Below are 20204 nucleotides of genomic sequence, written 5' to 3'. Positions count from 1 at the left end.
GTTCCGCGCCGCAGGGTCCACAACCGTGACCACCGAATCCCTGGCCGACCGGCCGGCGCCGGACCACGCGCCGACAGTGACACCGACGGCGACACCGATGCCCCCGCGGGTCGGCGGCCGCGAGCGGCTCGCCCTCGTGGTGCTGTTGACCGCAAGCTTCACCCTTGCCGTGGACTTCTCGATCCTCAATGTCGCGCTGCCCCGGATCGGCGGCGACGTGGGCTTCAGCCTGGCGAACCTGCAGTGGATCTCGACCACGTTCGCGGTCTGCGCGGCCGGGTTCACCCTGTCGTTCGGCCGCGTCGCCGACCTGTTCGGACGTCGCCGGCTGTTCCTGGCCGGGATCGCCGTGCTCGGCGTCTCCTCGCTGGCCGGCGGGCTCGCGACCGTCCCGTGGGTGCTCCTCACCGCGCGGGTCGCCCAGGGGCTGGCGACCGCGGCGGTGACACCGGCGGCACTGTCCCTGCTGACCACGTCGTTCCCCGAAGGCCCGCTGCGGGAGCGGGTGCTCGGGCTCAACGGAGCACTGATGGCCTCGGGCTTCACCGCCGGCGCCGTCCTCGGCGGGCTGCTGACGGACCTGGTGAGCTGGCGCTGGGCCTTCTTCATCAACGTCATCGTCGCCGTCGTGGTGCTGTCCGTCGGGCCGGCCGTGCTCACCGAGAACAAGGCGGCCGACCCGCCCCGGCTCGACGTTCCCGGCGCCGTCACCGTGACGGCCGCGCTGGTCACCGGCGTCTACGGGCTGACCCAGGCCGGTGAGCGCTCATGGAGCGACCCGCACTGCTGGGGATTTCTCGCCGCCGCGACGATCCTGCTCGCGGTCTTCGCCGCCATCGAGCGCTCCGTGACGGAGCCGCTGGTACCACCGTCGATCCTGGCTCGTCCGAGCGTGCGGTGGGGCAACCTCGCCGGCCTGCTCGCCTTCGCCACCGAGACGTCGGTGGTGTTCCTGCTGACCCTCTACCTGCAGAAGGTCCGGAACCGCACGCCGTTGCAGTCCGGTCTCGCGTTCGCGGTCCTCGGCCTCGGCACCGTCGTCGGAGGCCTCCTGGGCCCGCGGGTCATCGCCCGCCTCGGCGGCAGGCAGGCCGTCGTGCTCGGTTTCGTGGCACAGTGCGCCGCGACCGTGCCGCTGGTCTTCCTCGGGGACGCACCGGGCTGGCTCGCCGACCTGCTCGCGGCGACGTTCGTCGGCGGTGTCGCCAACCTGGTCGCGATCGTCGGGTTCATGGTCACGGCGACGTCAGGTCTGGCCGGCGGCGAGCAGGGACTCGCCACCGGTCTGGCCACGATGAGCCAGCAGGTCGGGATCGCCCTCGGCACACCGGTCATGTCGGCGATCGCGACCGCGTCCGGGGCGGAGACGCCGCACGGCATCCTGCACGGGGTAACCACCGCGCTGGCTGTCAACGCCGCCCTCTGCCTGGCCGCTGCGATCCTGCTCGCCATCACCCTGCCCACCGACACCTCGTCCACCGACACCTCGCCCACCGGCCGGCGCAACAGCGAGTCCGCGGCATGACCGCCCGCCGACAGGTGCTGCTCCTCGGCTGCCCGATACGTCCCGTAACGGGGCTCAACGCGGCAGCCCCGGACCCCGGACCGTGCCGGGGCCCCGTCCGGCACGGTCCGGTCTGTCCACTCCCCTACGCCGGAGCTGGCGTCAGGTTCCGGCTCCGGCTCCGGCCGGGACCTTGTCGAGGAAGCCGAGCACCTTGGTGATGCGGCCGTCGGCGCCGCGTTCGATCACGTCGAAACCGACGACCAGCGGCTCGGCGCCCGCCGGGCCGAGCCCCCAGGTGAACCGGGCCTGGTCGTGGTGGCCGTCAACCGGCCCGGCCAGGGTCATCGTCAGGCCGGGAAACTGTCCCTGCACCGCGCCGATCACCGCGTCGACGGCGTCACGGCCCTCGGCCACGGCGATCGGGTCGATGTATCGGATTTCGGGGGCCAGAATCCGCTCGACAGCGGCCCGCCGCGCGACGGAATCGGTCTCGTTCCACACCTCGACATAGCTCAGTGCCAGGCTTTCGAAATCGTCGTTACCGTCGTTCACGGGTGGTCCTCACTCTCGGAGACGGTGTCGGATGTGCCACCGCTGCCTGCCGCATGAGAAGGCTCGGACGACCGCGGAGAACTCGGGATGTTCCGGCGGTGACAGGCTCGATGTTCGCGGCCACGGTGCGGCCCGTCGATTACCTCGGAGGTCATGGCCGGCCCGCCCGCACAGCCCTTAGGGTCGCGGCATGGCCCTCCCCCGCGCGCACGAGCCGTCCGTGGGTGCGCTGCTGCGTGGCTGGCGGGAACAGCGCCGACTCACCCAGCTGGACCTGGCGGAACGAACGAACGTCTCGACCCGCCACATCAGCTTCGTGGAAAACGGCCGATCGCGGCCCACCAGCGAAATGATCCTCACCCTGGCCGAACACCTGGACGTACCGCTGCGGGAACGCAACCAGTTGCTGCTCGCCGGCGGCTACGCACCGGCCTATTCGCAGCATGATCTCGCGTCACCGTCGATGTCGGCGGTCAGCGAGGCGATCAACCGGGTGCTCGCCGGCCTCGCCCCGCTGCCCGCGGTGGTCGTCGACCGGCACTGGGAGCTCGTCGCCGCGAACGACGCGATCGGCCTGTTCACCGCGGGCGTGGCGCCGCGCCTTCTGGAGCCCCCGGTCAACGTGCTCCGCCTCAGCCTGCACCCGGACGGGATGGCCCCGCGCATCCTGAACCTGCCCGAGTGGAAAGCGCATCTGCTCGACCGGCTGGCACGGCAGGCAGCGGCAGCCAGGGACAACGCCCTCGATGACCTGCATGCCGAACTGAGCGCCTACTCCGCGCACTCCACGCGTGGCCCGTGCTCCCAGGCGGAAACGCACCCGGCGAACACGCTCGTCGTCCCGATGCGCTACCAGTCACCGCGAGGCGAGCTCGCGCTGTTCACCGCCACCACGGTGTTCGGCACACCCACCGATGTCACCGTGTCGGAACTCGCGATCGAGACCTTCTACCCGGCAGACCCCGCCAGCGCCGCCGCGCTCACGGCTTCTCGGCCCTGATGCATCCCCGGCCCCGTGCCAGTGCCAGGGGCCGGGGATGGCCCTGGGGCTGCCGCGGCTCAGTTCAGCTGCCGGGGCGAACGTGCCCGACAGCGGTGACAGAGAGCGTGCTGAGCCCGGGTGCGACGCAGGCGTCCTGTGTGAGCGGGATGAACCGGGAGCGACCGCCGCCGGGTGGGGTGACACGCGCGCCCACGGCGGGCCGGTAGCTGCCCGGTTCCGTACACCCTTCGATCGACCCCGCCATATCCGAGGCGATCAGGGTGAACTCCGTCACGCCGCCCGGCCGCAGCGTCACGGGCACGCCGACGGCGCCCGAGTGACCCGACGGACCCCCCAGCACACGGCCACGCTTGTCGACGAGTTCCACGGTGGGGAAGCCGGATATCACGCAGGCCTGGGCACCGGAGTTTCGGTACTCGATGGTTCGGTAGACGGTACCGGCCGCGCCGTCCTCCCGGACCACGGCTGGGACGAGGGCGGCCGATGCGCACCGGCTGACCGTTCGAGCCGCTGCTGTCGCCGCGCCGGCGTCGACAGCGAGGGCACCGGCTGTCAGAGCGCCCATGAGAAACGCACCAGTCATCCGTCTCATGCTCTTCCGCCCTTCTTTGTGCCTTACTTGCGTCTTCGCCACCCGCCGCTCGCGAACCGCGCGCCGGTAGGCGGGAAGCCAGCCGAACCACGTTCAGGACCCGTCGCCTGAACCACAGTGCAGGCCAACATTCATCAGCGGCGCGGGCATCGGCCAGGTCACCGCCCGGACGTCGAGCAGGGGGATTACGGGGATCCAGACGGCGTGACCGGGCATTGGTCGGCGCCCGCAGCCTCCGCCGTATCCGCCGCGAAACCCACGCCGCCTCCAGCCTGGGTGACCGCCAGGATGAGATCGGCAGCTCTTCGCATGCTCACCAGCCCCCCGCGCTCGGCGTACCGTGATCCGGCGCGCCTCAGCGTTCCCGCCCACCCCGGAAGAAAACGCGGACAGTGCAATGCCGGGGACATCGGCCCTTCCCCCAAGCCCTTTGGCCTTCCCGCCCCGGAGAGCTTGGGCAGGCGAAGCCCTCCAGCAGAATCCGATCGCGGTACCGCCATATCCGGACCGAGCACACATCCGGACCGAGCAGATGTGGTCAAACAGGCCTCGACCGGTCAAGAACGTGATCACGGGAATGCTCAGTCAGCTGATCCGCAAGGCTCGCCATACCTGGCTCCACGACCTGGCTCCACGTCGCCTTCTTGTGGGTGTATCGAACGTTTTCTTCCGGTGTGAGACCGCGGATCCGAGGGCTCCATTCGAAAATCCCAGGTTTCACGGGATCCCAAGCGAGCACGGAACACGAAGTCAGGCCAACGGAACACGAAGTCAGACCAGGAGACATACAACGCCCAGCTTGCCGCCGGGTTCGATGTCAGCTCCGTCTCCCCCGCCTGTTGGCTGGCTCGGCCCAGCAGTAACCCAGGGCCTGGTACCGCTGTTGCCGGGGGCCGGCGGCCACAACACAGGACAGCGCATGGAATCACTACGTTGGTGCCTGCGGCGCTCCTCGGGCCAGGAGAGCGTTCGCGACAGCGCGACAGCGAGGGCGCGGCCCCCCGAAAGGCCGCGGGCGACCGCCTGGATGCATCCTGTCCCAGAGGCAGGGGTTCGCCCGTTCCCGGGCATCTCGGACTACGAGGCGCACAGCGACCCAGCCGACAACAGGCGTAATACTGGGAGAAACCCTCGAACCCCGGAGTTCCGGCGGTGGAGCTCCGGTGGCCGAGCGATCGCCAATGATGATCAGAAGCGGGTTCTGAGCCCGCCGGCGCTCACCGGCCCCCGGTGATCCCATGGCGACCGCCATGACCCGCCGAGGAATCCTTCCGATGACCTTGCAGGGCCACCACGACCGAACGGATCGATGTCGTATTTCCCGGTCTCAGCGATGTGGTGCTCCGCGCCAGATTCCGGCCTGATTCCGATGCCCCGCACGGTGGATTTCGGTCTGGAAAAAATCGTTCGAGATATTTCGAAACCGAGGGTGCCGACGAGGAAAACCGCAGTCTCGCTCCGTCGTCTTGGCACCCGGCAAGGAGGCCTCGGCATGACTTTGAGATCGGAAGAAGAATCGAACCAAGGTCAACCTACGATCAGAAGGGGCGCGTCCGGGCCGGCGGTGAAATGGTTCCAGCGTGCGTTCAACAGATCGGACACCGGCGGGAGGATTTCCCCGGACGGGGAGTTCGGCCCGGCGACGGAAGCCGCCGCACGGGACTTCCAGCGGGCCCATGGCCTGAATCCTGACGGGGTCGTCGGGCCAGCGACCTGGGCGGCTCTCCCAGATGGGCGGCCGATGCCGCTGCTGGCACAGGGGGCGCAGGGTGAGGTGGTTGCTCGGCTCGAGGAGGTGCTGAACAGCTGCGGCTACTCACCCGGTTACATCGACGGAGTCTTCGACGCGCGCACCAGATCGGCAGTGACCGAATTCCAGCGAGCGGAAGGGATCAGCGCGGATGGTGACGTCGGTGATCTTACTTGGCAGGCACAGGTGAACATAGCCGGTCAGACGCTCGAGAATGCCGTCGGCCTTTGGTTCGCCGGAGACTCCGGCGGGCACGGAAATGAAAATGGAGGAGTAATGGAAACGACCTACACCGTCGCCGAGCACGACACGTTGTCCGGGATCGCGCAGCGATTCTACGGGAACGCGAGCCTCTACACGCTCATCGCCAGCGCCAACAACATACCCGACCCGAACAAGATCCGGGTGGGTCAGGTGCTGAAGATTCCGCCGCAGTCGTACACCGTCGCAGCGGGTGACACGCTGTCCGAGATCGCGCAGCGATTCTACGGGAACGCGAGCCTCTACACGCTCATCGCCAGCGCCAACAACATACCCGACCCGAACAAGATCCGGGTGGGTCAGGTGCTGAAGATCCCGCCGCGTCCGCTGGTGGGCGCCGCGTACGGATCATAGGGAAATTTAGAAGAATGATGGAACTGGGTCACGCTCCGTCGCGCCGTGCGCGTGACGGAGCGGCCCACGTCCAACCGCTTCACCGGCACAAGCGGAAGAATGACAGGTGAGGGGTGCCGTCGGATGCGAAGCGCGCCTTGGCGGGGACATATCAAGAACAAGGTAATCCGTGACCGCGCGGACCTGGCCGCCGCGCTCGATGGCGATGAGAACAGCACCCAGTACGTGTCGATCTGTGGGCTGTTGGAAGCTGCCGAGGAGGCTGCCGAGGAACGGGCAACGCTGCTGAGCTGGTGGAATGGGAACCCTCAAGAGTACGCCTACCGAAGTCTCCACGAGGCCGAGGCGCAGATCCATCGGTTACTGAGCGGCCCTGAGCTGGTGGCCCACGCAAACGATCTGCTCGTCGCGGCGTCGGTCTATCTCAAGGCTGACGACCTCAGGCTGCGGGCCGTCGCGGATGGCGACACCGATGCTGTCAGGTTGAGAAATCCACCGGATCCGGCAGCGGTCGCGACTCTTGCCCGTGCGGTGAACGAGGCATCGGACGAGAAGTACGCGGAAAGTCGAGGATTCAGAAATCGACTGATCCGGCTGACACTGATCAGTGCAGTTGCGGTCGCCCTGGTAATGGTTGCCCTGGCCGTCGGCACTGTCCCGCTATCAGCTGAGGACACGGGCACGTCCGGTCTGAGAACCGCGATGTCCGTGTCGTTGTTCGGCGCCATCGGCGCCCTGATCAGCGCCGTTCCGCCGCTCGCACATGCTGCCGGCACCTGGAATCCGTTCTCGCTGCCGGTGTACCAGATGCTGCTGAAGATCGTCCTGGGCCCTTTGTTCGCTGTCGTCGGTGTGATCCTGCTGAAGGCCGGAATCATCCCTGGCACACGTCCTTCGCTGTCACTCGCGGACCTGCTTGTCTGGTCGGTCGTGTTCGGCGCGGCGCAGCAGGCGGTAACGCGCTCGGTTGACAGCCGGGTCGCCGGGCTCGTCGCCGGCGACCCGGCCGAGGACACGCCGGTTCCGGGCGAAGCGGCGTACGGGCAGACCGGCCCCTCGGATCGGCGCGGTCGTCCGTGAGTACGTATCGCTGCCGCACCAGGCCACCGCAACCGGCCCCCAATACACCGACGATCGATATATCCTGCTGATGTGGGTATCGAGGAGATGCGCGAGCCGACCTTTCTGGTGCTCGCGGCGCTCGCTGACGGCGCCAAGCACGGGTACGCGTTGATTCGGGAGGTCGAAGCCATCTCCGACGGCCGGGTAACACTACGAGCCGGCACCCTCTACGCCGCCCTCGGCCGACTGGCCGACCAGAAGCTGGTACGCCCCAGCGGTGAGGAGGTGGTCGACGGTCGGCTTCGGCGCTACTACGACCTCACCGACGCTGGTGTCGAAACGCTCGCCACACAGACCGCCCGCCTGCGGAGGAACGCCGCCGAGGCCGATCGCCGACTCCACTCACGGACTCGTCCAGGGACGGCGACGGCATGACGCCACCACAGCTTGAGATCGCCTACCGCCGACTCCTGAGGTGCTACCCGCCCAGGTGGCGGCAGGAGCACGGAGACGAAGTCCTCTCCACCCTGCTGGACATGGCCGACGCCGGTGCACGTACCAGACCGAGCCCCGGCGAGGCCGTGAACCTGATCGTGCACGGCTTCGCCGCACGGTTCGAGGCTTCACGCGGTGTCGTGCCGGCGGCGATATGGCGCCGCGTAGCGGTCATGGCGCTCACCTCCGTGGCCACGTTGTCGTCCGCCCTGTTCGTCGTGGCGGAGGTGCTGCCCGACCCGTTCCCGTCACTCGACTGGGGCGCGCGGGCGAACACCAACCCGAGCTTCGGCCCCTTCATGACCGTCGGTGCCGCCATCTATCCGCTGCCGATTCTGGCCTTCGCCGCCGCCGCGGCCGGTTACACGCGCGTCGCCCGTACGCTGCTGGGCCTTACCTGCCTCGCGGTGTGTGCCGCGATACCAGTCGCCGGGTGGTGGGACACCGAACGACCTCAGCTGTATCTCCTCGTGGCGCTGGGCTTGCTGGCCGGGATGGCGGCGGGCGGCATGCCGGCGGCGATCCGCCGCCGCGACCTGTTCGCGGCGACGGCGCTGTTCGGCCTTTTTCTCACGGCGGCGGCCGCCCGCAGCGTGTCACTTTTCCACCAGGCCTATTCCGGTATCGACTACTGGAACTATCCGCTGCTCGCCTATCGCGGCCCCACCGGGTTTCTCGACACCGTCGAGATGACGGTGCCGGCCGCCGTCGCCCTCGGCTCACTCGTCGCGACCGCGGCGAGCGTGCGGAATCCCGGCTGGATCGTGGCGACCTTCACCGTCGGCGGCACATGGGCACTGCTGCCGATCGCAGATTCGGTCCGCTACGGCCGTTGGGGGTGGGAGGACAACTACGCCGGGGCAGGCCTCATCCTCCTGGTCAGCATCATGGCCCTGGCGGCCGTGATCGACCTGTTCCGCGCGGTCGGGCTGAAAATCGTGCGGGTCTCGGATCTGCCCGCCGGCAGCGCCGATGCCACCGACCCAAAATGAGGCGACGACACGCTTCCTCCCGACGATGATGAGCGGGTGCAGCGAACCCCGTTCTCCGCCGGGAGCCCCGGTATGGTGTCCGATACGAGCCCGGTGGGCTGGACCCCGGATGAAGCCCGGATGTTCCACGTCAGTTCGATCGCCAACCGCGGCTCCATCACGCGCCACGGCCTCGACTGGTCGCGGATGGGGGCCGCACGAGGAATCGCCGGCAGTCGCGGTCCGGAGGTTGCGGGCGTCTTCCTCTGCACCGACGAATTTCAGGTCGACTTCTTCCTGCGCATCAACAACACCGGCGGTCCGGTGGACGTGTGGTCCGTCCGTTTCGACACGCCGCCCGATCTCGAGACCTCCCCTGAGGGATTCTGCTACCTGCCTCAGCGCGTCCCACCAGAAATGCTGACGCTCCCGTGCCAGGCCGTACCGCCCGAGTCGACCTACGACTGACGCAGGTGCCGGTGGACGGTCAGCCAGCCGGCCGCTGGTCGCCGCACGTATCGCGGTAGGGATCAACATTCGTTCTGGACACGAACTGGCGCCATTCCGATTCGGTCAGGCCTCGACCGGCCAGCCGGCACGCCTCCTCATAGGCATGTGCCCGCAGCCATAGCAGTTTCCTGACATCCCATACGCGCACCGTTCCCTTTCCGCTGCCGGAAGCCGGCAAACCGTCTGGCCCCCACGCCACCTCGTTCACCACGCCGTCGTGGCCCGACAGGGGCTGCCCGATCACGCGGGCATGCTCCTGATCCGACACATCCCACACCCGCACCGTCCCGTCGTCACCGCCGGAAGCCGGCAGCCCGTCCGAACCCCACGCCGCCGACCACACGGGGTCCTTGTGACCGGTCAGGAGCCGCCCGACCTCGTGGGCGCGCCCCTGGTCCGACGCTTCCCACACCCGCACCGTCCCGTCGTCACCTCCGGTGGCCAGCAGCCCATCCGAATGCCACGCCACCACGTTCACCGAGCCCTCGTGGCCAGCAGAGTGGCCTGGAGCGCGGAAGGCAGGGACGCGAGGTCTCGAGAAGGTTGCCCCGGACCCGGTCCGTCGTGTCCCTCTCGGGAGCGACGGTGCCCGCAGCCATCGCGTACCGCAACGCCGCGGTCGGAATGTCGACACGGCTGGTGTCGGCGAGAGTGAGCAGCCGATCCGCGACCGCGGTGCGGCGACGGCTCTCCGCGACCTGGCTTTGCAGGTCGGCGACATCACGCTGCCCGTAAGCGCTGTGACGTTGCAGACTGGCAACGATCCCAAGGCTCGTCGCCACCACCAGCAACACGGTGACGATGCCGAACGCACCGACCAGTCGTTGCTGTGCGCGTCGGCGACTGGCAGTCAGAAACAGCCGGGTGGTGGGGCCCAGCTCGCCGGAGTCGAGGACGTTCAGCGCGGCGCCGGCCAAACCCCGACTCCACAAGCGATTCGCAGGCCGGCCGTGGTGCTCCCACTCGGCGGCCGCAGCCTCCGCCTGGCCGCGTTGCCGTAGCCGGTCGGACGCCTCGCGGATCGCTTCGTGGAGCGTGGGCCAGGCGATCAGAAGCCGTTCGTGGGCGACCTCGATCGTCGCCGGCCCACCGCCAGCGGCGTTGACGGTCAGCAGCCGTCTGGTGACGAACGGGGTCAACACGGCGCGGACCGCGTCGGTGAGATCCTCCAACGGAACCTGGCGGCGGGTCGGTCGGCCTTCCCCGTCGACGGTGACCAGACGCAGCATCGCAGCCAGTACCCGCTGCTCACCAACACCGGCACGGCTGTCACCAGCACCACGCTCACCGACACTCCCATCGCCAGCACCACGCTCACCGGCAATCCCATCGCCGGCACCGCGATGGTCACCGGCGCTGCGGTCACCTGCACCACCTGCGGCGGCGGCCAAGGCGGCGTTGGCGTGATCGACCAGCGCGCCCTGCACCCCACCGATGCTGTCGTAGGGCACCCCTGAAACCAGCGCGGTCCGCGCGTCCCGGGCCTGCTCGTACAGCCGGGACAGCGTGTACGCCAGCAGCGGCAGACCCCGCCCGTCCCCCGTGTCGTCCACCATCCGCCCGACGACCAGAAGCAGACGCCGCGCCGACGCCGCCCCCAACAGCTCCCCGACCAGGTCGTTCGCCGCCCCCGGCTCACGGAGCCGACCCGCGACCCTCTGCGCCGACCAGTCCAGTCCCAGACCCCGGCCGGCCTGCGCCAACACCCCAGCGAGGGCGACCAGCGGCCGGCCCCCGGCCGCATCGGCGATGTCACCAACCAGTCGGGATCCTCCGCCAACCGCGGTGCGAGTCCCGCAGCGACCAGCGACGACTTTCCACACCCCGACGAACCCATCCGGTCACCAGCCTCGCCAGCCGGCGGGTGGTCAGATGCTGGGTGCGTTCTACATCGTCACTGGTACGCCGCACGCGCTTACGACGTCAGCGCACCGCCCGGCCGGCGAGCGCGAGCATGTGCTCCTGCGCGGCGGCTTCCCGCGGCATCGCGATGATTGACCGTAGCGCCCCAACGCTCGCATCTGCTCGGTAATCGCGGGCATGTCCGCAAGTACGGCCGCTACCAGATCATCCGGCAGTCGGTCATCTCCGCCGACGGCGCGAGCAAGATCCCAGGCGTGGATCGCCACGTCCCGCACGAGCGCGACCAGCAGGAACTCAGCGGAAACCATCTCCTGTCCAATCCGCACCCGCATGTCAGGGTTTCCCCGTGCTTCGAAGGCAGCGAGGTCGGTCAGAGCTTGGTCCCGAGCCAGAACCTATGCTTGTCGTGGATCCAGGCTTGGCGGAGTGTCCGCGACGCGGTAATCGCCGCCCCGCAGAGCCTCCGAGAATCCCAGGAGGTTGCGGGCAACATGCGCCACGACATCCGCACCCGTCCACCCGCGCCCTACCGAATAGCGCGGCTGAAACGCCGCCGTCCACCAGAACATCTGCAAGGGCTGCACCGTTGTGCAGGCGGCAATCTTCCCGACCCCAGAGGCGCCCCGCCGAGGGGCTCGGGGGGTCGTCCCCCCGACTAGCATTGCGACTGCTGGCGCGGCCGATCGAAGATCGACAAGCATGCGGAACCAGCGCGTGGGCGCGGCGGGGATCGAACCTGCGACCACTCGCTTGTAGGCAGTCCTGGGCTACCGATATGCGAAACCCTCTCGCTCCCAGCGGTTCCGCGTGATCCGTCAACCCGACAGGACTGAAGTAGTGCGCTGACTAAACGATCTCCACGGGGAGATCGCCTAATCCGTTCATGACTGCTAGTCATAGATCATGCTCCCGGGCATGTCGTGCGCCAGAGAGCCCGACCCCGTTTTTACAGGTCACAACCGCCCGGCGAGATGTCGTTGCAGTTGCGCGTGGCGGAACTGGTACGCCGCGCCGGACTGCCGTAGTACTCCCCGCTGTTGATGAGCATCAGCGAGGAAACGCATCAGCCGCCATGGCAGTCGGCCCCGCAACGCCAGCCAGCACCGGGCGACAGCGAACCATCCCCACGCTGTCTGGGAAAGCCCGATAATGAGCCCCTGCGCGAGGCCGGTAGCCAATCCGCCTACAAACCCGCCCGAGAGCCCGTCCGCGGCCCCATCCGCGGCCCCATCCATAGCCCCGCCCTCGAACCCGCTCGTGAGCCCACCTGCGAATCCGGCTACAAGCCCCGTGGCGAATCCGGCGGCGAGCCCGGCGGCGAGCCCCGCGGCGAGCCCGGCCGCCGACCCGGCGATGATCCCGGCCGTCAGCCCGGCCATGAGTCCCATGAGGAGCCCGCCCGCCAGGCCGCCTACGACCCTGTCTCCGGAGAGTCTGTCAGCCCTGTCCGTTAGCACGGCCACGAGCACCCCGACAGTGACACTCGCGAGCACGAACGCAAGCACGATGCGGTGGAAGGCGCCACGGTCACGGCCCAGAAGCGTGTGCGGATCGGCGGCCTCTGCCGGCTCCACCGGGCGAGGTCCGAGCCCGGTTGTGAGCCCGGTCCCGAACGCGAACGTGATTCCGGACGCGATCCCGAATCCGAGCCCGGCAGCGGGCATGCCCCCAAGCCCGGCCACGAGCCCGACCACGAGCCCACGCCAGAGCCCGCCCAGGGTAGGTGACCAGCGCAGTCCCTGTGCGGGCCGCTCTGGTTCCGCCACGAGTCCGCCCGGGAGCCCGGCCGGGATGCCGAACGCGAGTCCGAACACAAGCCAGGCCAGAAGCCCGGCCAGAAGTCCGAACATGGGCCCGACCAGAAGCATCACCAGAAGCCCGCTGAGAAGCCCGACCACAAGCCCGCCCGCGACGCCGGCCGCCAGCCCGGTGAGGGCGCGGGGCGCCGCGGTGTGCAGTTGCCACCAGGCCAGGTCGGTGGTGCCGCCCAGACGGTGTTCAAGATGGCCGGCGAGGAAGATCAGCCAGCGCTGCGCGTCGGCGGGCTTCCACCGGCAGCGGAACGCGGGGTCGGGGTGGGGCCGATAGGCCGCCGGAAGGAACCCGTCGAACAGGTGGCGCTCAACCGCATCCCGGCTGTCAAGCCCGGGGCCGAGGAGGTTGGCGGGGTCGGGCAGGTCGGTGGCCAGCTCTCCGGGCCGCGGGGCGTAGATCGCCCGCATCAGGGTGGCCATCAGTGGAGTGACCAGTGCCTGGCCTACCGGGTGCGTGGGATCAGTCAGGGCGTCCAGCACCCGACCCCACCGGGCGCGGCCGGCCGGGCCGCCGGCTGAGGCTCGGAGGTAGTCGGCGACCACATCGGCATCCAGCGGGCACAGCTGGATGCCGGCGGCGCTGGACAGCTGCGCTCTCGGCGCACTGTTGTCCGGGTTAACCGCCGCCTGGTACGAGCCGGTGCGGGCTGTGAGTACCAGCCCAACCCCAGGGCGCAGCGTCTCGTTCACCCCGGCGATCGCCCGGGCATGGGCCGGCTCGACGATCTCGTCCAAGCCATCGAGGACGGGCAGGAGGAGGCCGGCGTCCCACAGCGCCCGCGCCCAGCTCACCCCTCGCCCGCCGGCGCTCCGCGCTCGCAGTGCGGGGTGATCCAGGTACAACCGGCGTTCCAACCAGTCCCACAGGTGTTCCCGGGTCGGATCCCACGACACCAGTGGCACCAGCACCGGCACCGGTCCACCCGGGGCACGGTGGGCCAGCAGATCGAGTACCAGCCGGACAACCAGGATGGTCTTACCCGCCCCCGGTTCACCGAGCACCACCAGCCGGCCAGTCGGCACCCGACCGAGCGCTTCGGCAATACCGTCCCCACTGTTCCCACCGCCGGCCAACGCGGCCGGTCCAGCCCCCCATCGGGTTCGGTCCGCGTGTGGCCAGCCCACCGAACATGCCGCTCGTTGAAGGGTTGCCCAGTCCACGACCAGGGACTCCTCGGCCGGCTCCCAGCGCACCGGGATCGTGTACGGGTCGTTGACCCGCCGCAGCTGCACCTCCGCCTCCCAGCGACGGCGCACCGCCTCGGCGATCTGATCCGCCATCGCTGTCGGTGTCAGCTCCGCCGGCCCACCCAGGCCTGGCAATGCCGCCCAGGCCAGCCACACCGCCACTATCCCGGCCATCATGGACGCCACACCGGCAACAGTCCCGGCCGTCTCGCTACCCGACATCCGCCAGGCCATAGCAGTGATCACCGTTGAAGCGCCGGTCAACCCCGCCAACGCCCAGGCCCACCCGGTACGCCGACCACCCCCAGATCCACGCATGTCGCCATCATCGTTGTTCTGGTAGCGCTTTGTTAGGTGACTCCAGAATGTCCTCCTCTTCCGCCGGTTGTTTGCGGCCCGCAAGCCAGGCGCGGGTCCGGCGGGATGGGCACCGGGAGTGATGGCGTCGAGTGAAACGACCCCCAGAAAAGGGGATCGTGACGCGTAGCAGCTGTTAGGCGCCACGCGGACCGTCCGGAAGCCGACCTGTCCGCTCCGTGCACCCCGACCGATAAATCACCTTCATTTTTGCAGGTCAGACACATCACCCCAGGAACAATGGACCCAACGCACTACAGCAGGAGCCGCTTGATCCTGGTCAAGCGTGAAATCATCATCCGCCCGGTCGGCGAATTTGACGTTCACCTTCGCGTTCGGAAGCGCCGTGACGGTCGGAGAACCCGCCGCCGCTGAACACCCATCCGGTTGGGTCAGGAAGTCCAGCCGCGATCCGGAGACGTGTGGCCTGACGCGCTTCGACACCACGCCGCGGAAGGTCCGCCATGTGGGCACGGTGCAAGTGACCGGCACGGCGGTTCACTTCCGCCTCGGGAAGCTCCGGAAATTCGGTCGCCATCTTGCGCGCCCAGTAATCGACGGAGGCAGGCGAAGCCGCACGCGCTTTCGCGGTCCGTTCGATCGGGTCACGAAAGACGTGCGACAGATGCGCGGCTTTTCGCGCCTTCAAACTCTGCTGCGTCGAATTGGTCACAGTCCCTCCTCTGTGACCGGTGCCGTATTACCGGTACGGATCGACCGTAGCACGCTTTCCCGGTGATACCTAGATAGCTTTTCGTCGGATGGATTTATGTATTCACGCCTCCGGTAGGAACACCCTCGCCCGGTCCCGTTGGGTCGTCAGGAGCCGCTACAGCCTGTCGCCGAGCCTGAGGCGCCGGTGTGCCTCCCGGGCGTGTTCGTCCGCCACCGACGCGCCGTACCGGCGGACCATCGCGGACGACTTCCACCCCATGTTGCGCATCAGGTAGGACTCACGACCCCCCACGTTCAACCAGGTGTGCGCGGCGTATGCCGGAACTGGTGCGGGTCCAGCCTCTCGATACCGACCGCATCACCGCGACGCCACAGCAGAGGAAGCCCGCGACGGCGGCACGGTCCAGCTCGACAGGGTCATCGGGCCCGTCAGTGGCGCAGCGCCGGGCGAGAGCCTCAGCAGCGCCGCTGTAGATCGCCAGCGTCCGGGCCGACTTGTTCTCTGCGGTGAGGGTCTGGCGCCATGATCGGATCATCGCGGCCCACGCCGGGGGCGACGCTGGCAGGCGGAGCGAGGGGGCTGTCATGTGGCGAAACTGTGCGCTGTCTCAGCCGATGTGCGCCGGTGCGTTAGCCGTCACAGGGCCCGAAACCGCCTGCAAATGAAGGGTTTGTGGGCGCGGCAGGGATCGAACCTGCGACCACTCGCTTGTAAGGCGCGGCTCGATCATTGCCACGGCGGGAGGTGCACCGGTCGCGATGTCCACCGGCATCCATGGTCGTCCGCCGATGTCCACAGTCGTTGCTACACGCGCTGCTACACCTGGCCGAGCGGACCCCTGCCTTGCAAAGTCGGTCCGGCTCGTCCGCCGGGGTTCGTCACGTCGGCACGTCCTTGGCGCCAATTCCGCCGGTGACCACCGCGGTCCGTAGTCGTCCGTCAGCTGGGCTACACGGCTGGCCACACGTCACCAGGCGTCGTTCCACGGGAGGGTTGGCTTCGTGGCGTGACAGCCGTGCGCGTAGTCGGAAACCGGTGTTGTACCTCGGGGTGGGATGATGTTCGTCTGGGTGACAGTTCGCGTGGGGGTGGCCGGTGGGCGAGGGCCTGAGCGGCAAGCAGGTGCACGCGTTGGCTGACCTGTTCTCTGATGAGCGGTCAGCGCGGCGGGTCTTGGAGCAGGCGGAGTTCCCGGCGGGTCGGTTTCCGTGGGGTGCGCCGAACGCGGTGCTGTTCTGGTGGTCGGTGTCGAGGGAGCTGCGGGCGGGCGCGGTTCGGGACGGGACGAGTCGGCTACTGATGGCCATTCAGGCGGACTACCCGGGGAACCCGGCTTTTACGGGTGGCGCGGGGGCTGCCGGGGTTGAGGGGCGGTTGGCCTGGAAAGTGCCTGGCCGGCCAGTGCAGTTCGTCGGGCGGGAGCAGCTCCTGACCGATGTGGACATCGCGTTGTCGGGGTCGGCGCGGGTGGCGTTGGTGGCGTTGGACGGGATGGGTGGCGTGGGAAAGACATCGGTGGCGTTGGAGTACGCGCACCGGTATGCGGAGGGGTTCGACGTGGTGTGGTGGGTGCCCTCGGAGCGCGTGGAACTCATCGGCCAGCATGTGGCCGCGTTGGCGGGGCCGCTGGGTCTGCCGGTCGGCTCGGAGCCCGGGGTGGTGTGGTCGGCGCTCGGCCAGTTGGGATCGTGGCTGGTGGTGTTCGACAATGTCGACGACGACGAGAGCGTCCGTGCAGTCGCGGGGTTCGCTCCGTCGGGGGGTGGCCGGGTGCTGGTGACGTCGCGGCATCGGGCGGTGCGGGGGCTGGGTACATCGGTGTCGGTGCCGGTGTTGGACCGGGCGGCCTCCGTCGAGCTGATCGTCGGCCGGGTGCCGGGAGTGGACACCACGGCGGCGGGTCGGCTCGCGGAGCTGATGGGGGATCTCCCGCTGGGGGTAGAGGCGGCCGCGGGTTTCCTCGACGAGACCGACACCCCGGCCGAGGAGTACGCGGCGCTGTTGGCGGAGGCGCCGGGTGGTGCGGTTGAGGATGTGTGGGGGCGGTCGGTGGAGCGGCTGCGGGTGGGGATGCCGGCGGCGGCGGAGCTGTTGGAGTTGTGCGCGTGGTGTGACGCGGAACCGATCCCGCTGGACCTGTTCACCGGCCATCCTGACCGGCTCGGAGGGACGCTCGGCGGGGTGGATCGGCGGGGGTGGGCTGAGGCGGCCGGGGCGCTGGTCCGGTTTAGTCTGGCCCGTCGGGACGGTGACCGGCTGATCGTGCACCGTCTGGTGGGTGCCGCGGTCCGCACCGCGATGTCTGACCTGCGTGCCGCAGATGCTGTGGAGATCGTCGCCGGACTACTCGCCGCAGAACTCCTACTTGACGTGCGGGGAAACCCGGCATCCTGGCCGCGGTGGGATGCCCTCCTCGCGCATGTTCTCACCGTGACCGATCGTGGCCGGCACCGATCGGCGGCGGCGTTCGGCGACCTGTGCTGGCTGACAGACCGGGCCGCCACCTACCTTGAAGGACGTGGCCAGCTCCCTACGGCGATTGGTCTGTTCGAGCGGGTGTTGGTGGATCGGCATCGGCTGCTAGGCGCGGACCATCCGGACACGCTGGAGTCGCGGAACAGCCTCGCTGGCGCGTACGAGACGGCGGGGCGGGTGAGTGAGGCGATCGACCTGTACGAGCAGGTCCTGACCGACCGGCTGCGGGTCCTGGGCGCCGACCACCCGAACACCCTGGCGTCGCGGAACAACCTCGCTGGCGCGTACGAGACGGCGGGGCGGGTGAGTGAGGCGATCGACCTGTACGAGCAGGTCGTCACCGACCGGCTGCGGATCCTGGCCGCCGACCACCCGAATATGCTGGCGTCGCGGAACAACCTCGCCTACGCCTACCGAACGGCGGGGCGGGTGAGTGAGGCGATCGACCTGTACGAGCAGGTCCTGACCGACAGCCTTCGGGTCCTGGGCCCCGACCACCCCGACACGCTGGCGTCGCGGAACAACCTCGCCTCCGCGTACGAGACGGCGGGGCGGGTGGGTAAGGCGATCGACGTGTTCGAGCAGGTCCTGACCGACCGGCTGCGGGTCCTTGGCGCCGACCACCCGAGAACGCTGGTGTCGCGGAACAACCTCGCTGGCGCCTACCTGGCGGCGGGGCGGGTGGGTAAGGCGATCGACGTGTTCGAGCAGGTCCTGACCGACAGCCTTCGGGTCCTGGGCCCCGACCACCCGGACACGCTGGCGTCGCGGAACAACCTCGCCTCCGCGTACGAGACGGCGGGGCGGGTGAGTGAGGCGATCGACGTGTTCGAGCAGGTCCTGACCGACCGGCTGCGGGTCCTGGGCCCCGACCACCCCGACACGCTGGCGTCGCGGAACAACCTCGCCTCCGCGTACGAGACGGCGGGGCGGGTGGGTAAGGCGATCGACGTGTTCGAGCAGGTCCTGACCGACAGCCTGCGGGTGCTGGGCCCCGACCACCCGGACACGCTGATGTCGCGGAACAACATCGCCTACGCCTACCTGGCGGCCGGGCGGGTGAGTGAGGCGATCGACCTGTACGAGCAGGTCCTGACCGACAGCCTGCGGGTCCTGGCCCCCGACCACCCGGACACGCTGGCGTCGCGGAACAACCTCGCCTCCGCGTACGAGACGGCGGGGCGGGTGAGTGAGGCGATCGACCTGTACGAGCAGGTCCTGACCGACCGGCTGCGGGTCCTGGGCCCCGACCACCCGGACACACTGATGTCGCGGAACAACGTCGCCTACACCCACCAGACAGCGGGACGGGTGGGTAAGGCGATCGACCTGTACGAGCAGGTCCTGACCGACAACCTTCGGGTCCTGGGCCCCGACCACCCGGACACGCTGGCGTCGCGGAACAACCTCGCCTACGCCTACCAAGCTGCGGGGCGGGTAGGTGAGGCGATCGACCTGTACGAGCAGGTCCTGACCGACAACCTTCGGGTCCTGGGCCCCGACCACCCGAGAACGCTGGTGTCGCGGAACAACCTCGCCTACACCCACCAGACAGCGGGACGGGTAGGTGAGGCGATCGACCTGTACGAGCAGGTCCTGACCGACCGGCTGCGGGTCCTGGGCGCCGACCACCCGGACACACTGGTGTCGCGGAACAACCTCGCCGGCGCCTACCAAGCTGCGGGGCGGGTAGGTGAGGCGATCGACCTGTACGAGCAGGCCCTGGCCGACAGTCTGCGGGTCCTTGGCGACGACCACCGAATGACACGCACCGTCAGCGCCAACCTGACCACCGCCCGCAAGCCCGACAACCGTTCCTCCCCCACCGCACGGTGACCGCAGAGGGGCGCCTCGGCTAGTCAGTGGGCGGGTCGGGCTGCCCGCCCGGTGAGCGAAGCGACCTGGAATACCTGCGTGGGCTGTGTGCCGGTGTCCGCTACTCGTCCTTCAAGCCACCCGGCGTGCGCCGCGCCAGGCATGCTGTCCAAATAGTCGCACCGCTGCTGGTACACGAAGAGCCGCGTCGGCCGCCGTTCCTCTGCTCAGTAAGGCATGGCGGTGGGGGACGGCGACGGGCCGGCGAGCATGGCGCGCCAGCGCCACGCGCAGCCGTCGCACGGCACCGACACCCACCGCTCTTGATCTCAAAACGAAGGATTCGGCAACGGCGCGGCTCGTTGCCTGTCCGATCCCGGGTGATGCTTGACGACTGCCTGCCGTGCGGGTGGACGGCGGTGCCTTGCCCCCGGATTCGGACCGCGTGGGCACAGGGCGGCCTACGTCAGACTTGGCCTGTGTCGACTCGACCGCGAATCAGCGAGGTTCGTTTCCACGTGCGTCCGTGGGGCGAACGGCCGGAGCCTGCGCGTGAGCTGCTGCCGTACGTTGACGATGTGAGCCTGGTGGACCTGGTTTCGGATTTCGAACATGCCGCCGGCCACGACGTACCTGGCGCATACGCCGGGATCGTCATGGACTTCTTCAACTTCGGCGACCTGGCTAGCTACCTCACCGGGCGACCAGACTCCCCCTACTGGGCCGAGAGAGGCGTGGTCGCGTTACTCGGTTGCGACTGCGGCGAAGTGGGCTGCTGGCCGCTCGAGGCCCACGTGGTTACCGACGGGGACCTGGTGACGTGGCGCGGCTTCATCCAGCCGTACCGCCCTGGCCGCGACTACGGGGGCTTCGGGCCCTTCGTGTTCCACCAGCACCAGTACCAGCGCGCGGTCCGCGAGGCCGTCGCCGCGGCTCGTCGCCTGTCGTGTCCCAGGTGA

At 68.8% G+C, this 20204-nt stretch carries 16 protein-coding genes and 1 pseudogene; 9 read left to right on the top strand and 8 right to left on the bottom strand.

Annotation, left to right across the window (positions count from 1 at the left end):
- Positions 1 to 97: 97 nt before the first annotated feature.
- The gene (locus tag ACG83_RS14595) at positions 98 to 1525 is read left to right on the top strand and encodes an MFS transporter (RefSeq protein ID WP_054567230.1); all 1428 of its coding nucleotides are present in this window, start codon (positions 98 to 100) and stop codon (positions 1523 to 1525) included.
- 141 nt (positions 1526 to 1666) lie between these two features.
- On the opposite strand, the gene ACG83_RS14590 is transcribed toward ACG83_RS14595, so the two are convergent.
- Positions 1667 to 2059, bottom strand: a complete 393-nt coding sequence (locus ACG83_RS14590) for a nuclear transport factor 2 family protein (protein WP_054566769.1) — start codon at positions 2057 to 2059, stop codon at positions 1667 to 1669.
- 190 nt (positions 2060 to 2249) lie between these two features.
- Here ACG83_RS14590 and ACG83_RS14585 point away from each other — a divergent pair, with 190 nt between their 5' ends.
- A complete protein-coding gene (locus ACG83_RS14585; RefSeq protein ID WP_054566768.1) occupies positions 2250 to 3059 on the top strand; it encodes a helix-turn-helix domain-containing protein in 810 nt (269 codons plus the stop codon).
- A gap of 64 nt (positions 3060 to 3123) precedes the next feature.
- On the opposite strand, the gene ACG83_RS14580 is transcribed toward ACG83_RS14585, so the two are convergent.
- Positions 3124 to 3654, bottom strand: a complete 531-nt coding sequence (locus ACG83_RS14580) for a DUF4232 domain-containing protein (protein WP_083473256.1) — start codon at positions 3652 to 3654, stop codon at positions 3124 to 3126.
- A gap of 1309 nt (positions 3655 to 4963) precedes the next feature.
- Between ACG83_RS14580 and ACG83_RS14575 the strand changes: the two genes are divergently transcribed.
- The 5 genes from ACG83_RS14575 (at position 4964) to ACG83_RS14555 (ending at position 9015) form a co-directional block, all read left to right on the top strand.
- A complete protein-coding gene (locus ACG83_RS14575) occupies positions 4964 to 6019 on the top strand; it encodes a peptidoglycan-binding protein (protein WP_083473255.1) in 1056 nt (351 codons plus the stop codon).
- 123 nt (positions 6020 to 6142) lie between these two features.
- Positions 6143 to 7099, top strand: a complete 957-nt coding sequence (locus tag ACG83_RS14570; RefSeq protein WP_054566765.1) for a hypothetical protein — start codon at positions 6143 to 6145, stop codon at positions 7097 to 7099.
- An 87-nt stretch (positions 7100 to 7186) separates the two neighbouring features.
- The gene (locus tag ACG83_RS14565) at positions 7187 to 7516 is read left to right on the top strand and encodes a PadR family transcriptional regulator (protein ID WP_235497903.1); all 330 of its coding nucleotides are present in this window, start codon (positions 7187 to 7189) and stop codon (positions 7514 to 7516) included.
- Positions 7513 to 8568 (top strand): hypothetical protein, encoded by a 1056-nt coding sequence (locus ACG83_RS14560; protein WP_054566763.1) that lies wholly within the window; start codon positions 7513 to 7515, stop codon positions 8566 to 8568. Before ACG83_RS14565 ends, ACG83_RS14560 begins: the two co-directional genes overlap by 4 nt.
- Before the next feature lie 93 nt (positions 8569 to 8661).
- Complete coding sequence (locus ACG83_RS14555; RefSeq protein ID WP_235497902.1) at positions 8662 to 9015, top strand: hypothetical protein; 354 nt, start codon at positions 8662 to 8664, stop codon at positions 9013 to 9015.
- A gap of 19 nt (positions 9016 to 9034) precedes the next feature.
- Here the strand turns inward: ACG83_RS14555 and ACG83_RS45390 are convergent, their stop codons facing one another.
- The 6 genes and pseudogenes from ACG83_RS45390 to ACG83_RS45380 form a co-directional block, all read right to left on the bottom strand.
- On the bottom strand, positions 9035 to 9526 hold the full coding sequence (locus ACG83_RS45390; RefSeq protein ID WP_054566761.1) for a hypothetical protein: 492 nt from the start codon (positions 9524 to 9526) through the stop codon (positions 9035 to 9037).
- The gene (locus ACG83_RS45385) at positions 9486 to 10763 is read right to left on the bottom strand and encodes a hypothetical protein (RefSeq protein ID WP_054566760.1); all 1278 of its coding nucleotides are present in this window, start codon (positions 10761 to 10763) and stop codon (positions 9486 to 9488) included. The genes ACG83_RS45390 and ACG83_RS45385 overlap by 41 nt, the downstream gene beginning before the upstream one ends.
- Before the next feature lie 35 nt (positions 10764 to 10798).
- A pseudogene (locus ACG83_RS47940) lies at positions 10799 to 10894 on the bottom strand (hypothetical protein); the annotation flags it as partial.
- A 979-nt stretch (positions 10895 to 11873) separates the two neighbouring features.
- The gene (locus tag ACG83_RS46670) at positions 11874 to 14144 is read right to left on the bottom strand and encodes an NACHT domain-containing NTPase (RefSeq protein ID WP_235497900.1); all 2271 of its coding nucleotides are present in this window, start codon (positions 14142 to 14144) and stop codon (positions 11874 to 11876) included.
- A gap of 430 nt (positions 14145 to 14574) precedes the next feature.
- Positions 14575 to 14952, bottom strand: coding sequence for a hypothetical protein (locus ACG83_RS44185; RefSeq protein WP_152991384.1), 378 nt, complete (start codon positions 14950 to 14952; stop codon positions 14575 to 14577).
- Between the two features lie 156 nt (positions 14953 to 15108).
- Positions 15109 to 15246, bottom strand: coding sequence for a hypothetical protein (locus ACG83_RS45380; RefSeq protein WP_161934757.1), 138 nt, complete (start codon positions 15244 to 15246; stop codon positions 15109 to 15111).
- 804 nt (positions 15247 to 16050) lie between these two features.
- On the opposite strand from ACG83_RS45380, the gene ACG83_RS14535 reads away from it, so the two are divergent.
- Together ACG83_RS14535 and ACG83_RS14530 are read left to right on the top strand one after the other, a co-directional pair.
- On the top strand, positions 16051 to 19266 hold the full coding sequence (locus tag ACG83_RS14535) for a tetratricopeptide repeat protein (protein ID WP_152991383.1): 3216 nt from the start codon (positions 16051 to 16053) through the stop codon (positions 19264 to 19266).
- A 497-nt stretch (positions 19267 to 19763) separates the two neighbouring features.
- Positions 19764 to 20204, top strand: a complete 441-nt coding sequence (locus ACG83_RS14530) for a hypothetical protein (RefSeq protein WP_200931323.1) — start codon at positions 19764 to 19766, stop codon at positions 20202 to 20204.

The sequence above is a fragment of the Frankia sp. R43 genome (assembly GCF_001306465.1).
Taxonomy (GTDB): Bacteria; Actinomycetota; Actinomycetes; order Frankiales; family Frankiaceae; genus Parafrankia; species Parafrankia irregularis.
This window is presented reverse-complemented; position numbering and strand designations above follow the sequence as displayed.

Excerpts from the sequence above, each read along its gene's own strand:
- ACG83_RS14565 (WP_235497903.1), top strand. The coding sequence starts at position 7,187 with ATGCGCGAGCCGACCTTTCTGGTGCTCGCGGCGCTCGCTGACGGCGCC.
- ACG83_RS14575 (WP_083473255.1), top strand. The coding sequence starts at position 4,964 with ATGTCGTATTTCCCGGTCTCAGCGATGTGGTGCTCCGCGCCAGATTCC.
- ACG83_RS46670 (WP_235497900.1), bottom strand. The coding sequence starts at position 14,144 with ATGTCGGGTAGCGAGACGGCCGGGACTGTTGCCGGTGTGGCGTCCATG.
- ACG83_RS14585 (WP_054566768.1), top strand. The coding sequence starts at position 2,250 with ATGGCCCTCCCCCGCGCGCACGAGCCGTCCGTGGGTGCGCTGCTGCGT.
- ACG83_RS14560 (WP_054566763.1), top strand. The coding sequence starts at position 7,513 with ATGACGCCACCACAGCTTGAGATCGCCTACCGCCGACTCCTGAGGTGC.
- ACG83_RS14570 (WP_054566765.1), top strand. The coding sequence starts at position 6,143 with ATGCGAAGCGCGCCTTGGCGGGGACATATCAAGAACAAGGTAATCCGT.
- ACG83_RS14580 (WP_083473256.1), bottom strand. The coding sequence starts at position 3,654 with ATGAGACGGATGACTGGTGCGTTTCTCATGGGCGCTCTGACAGCCGGT.
- ACG83_RS14595 (WP_054567230.1), top strand. The coding sequence starts at position 98 with ATGCCCCCGCGGGTCGGCGGCCGCGAGCGGCTCGCCCTCGTGGTGCTG.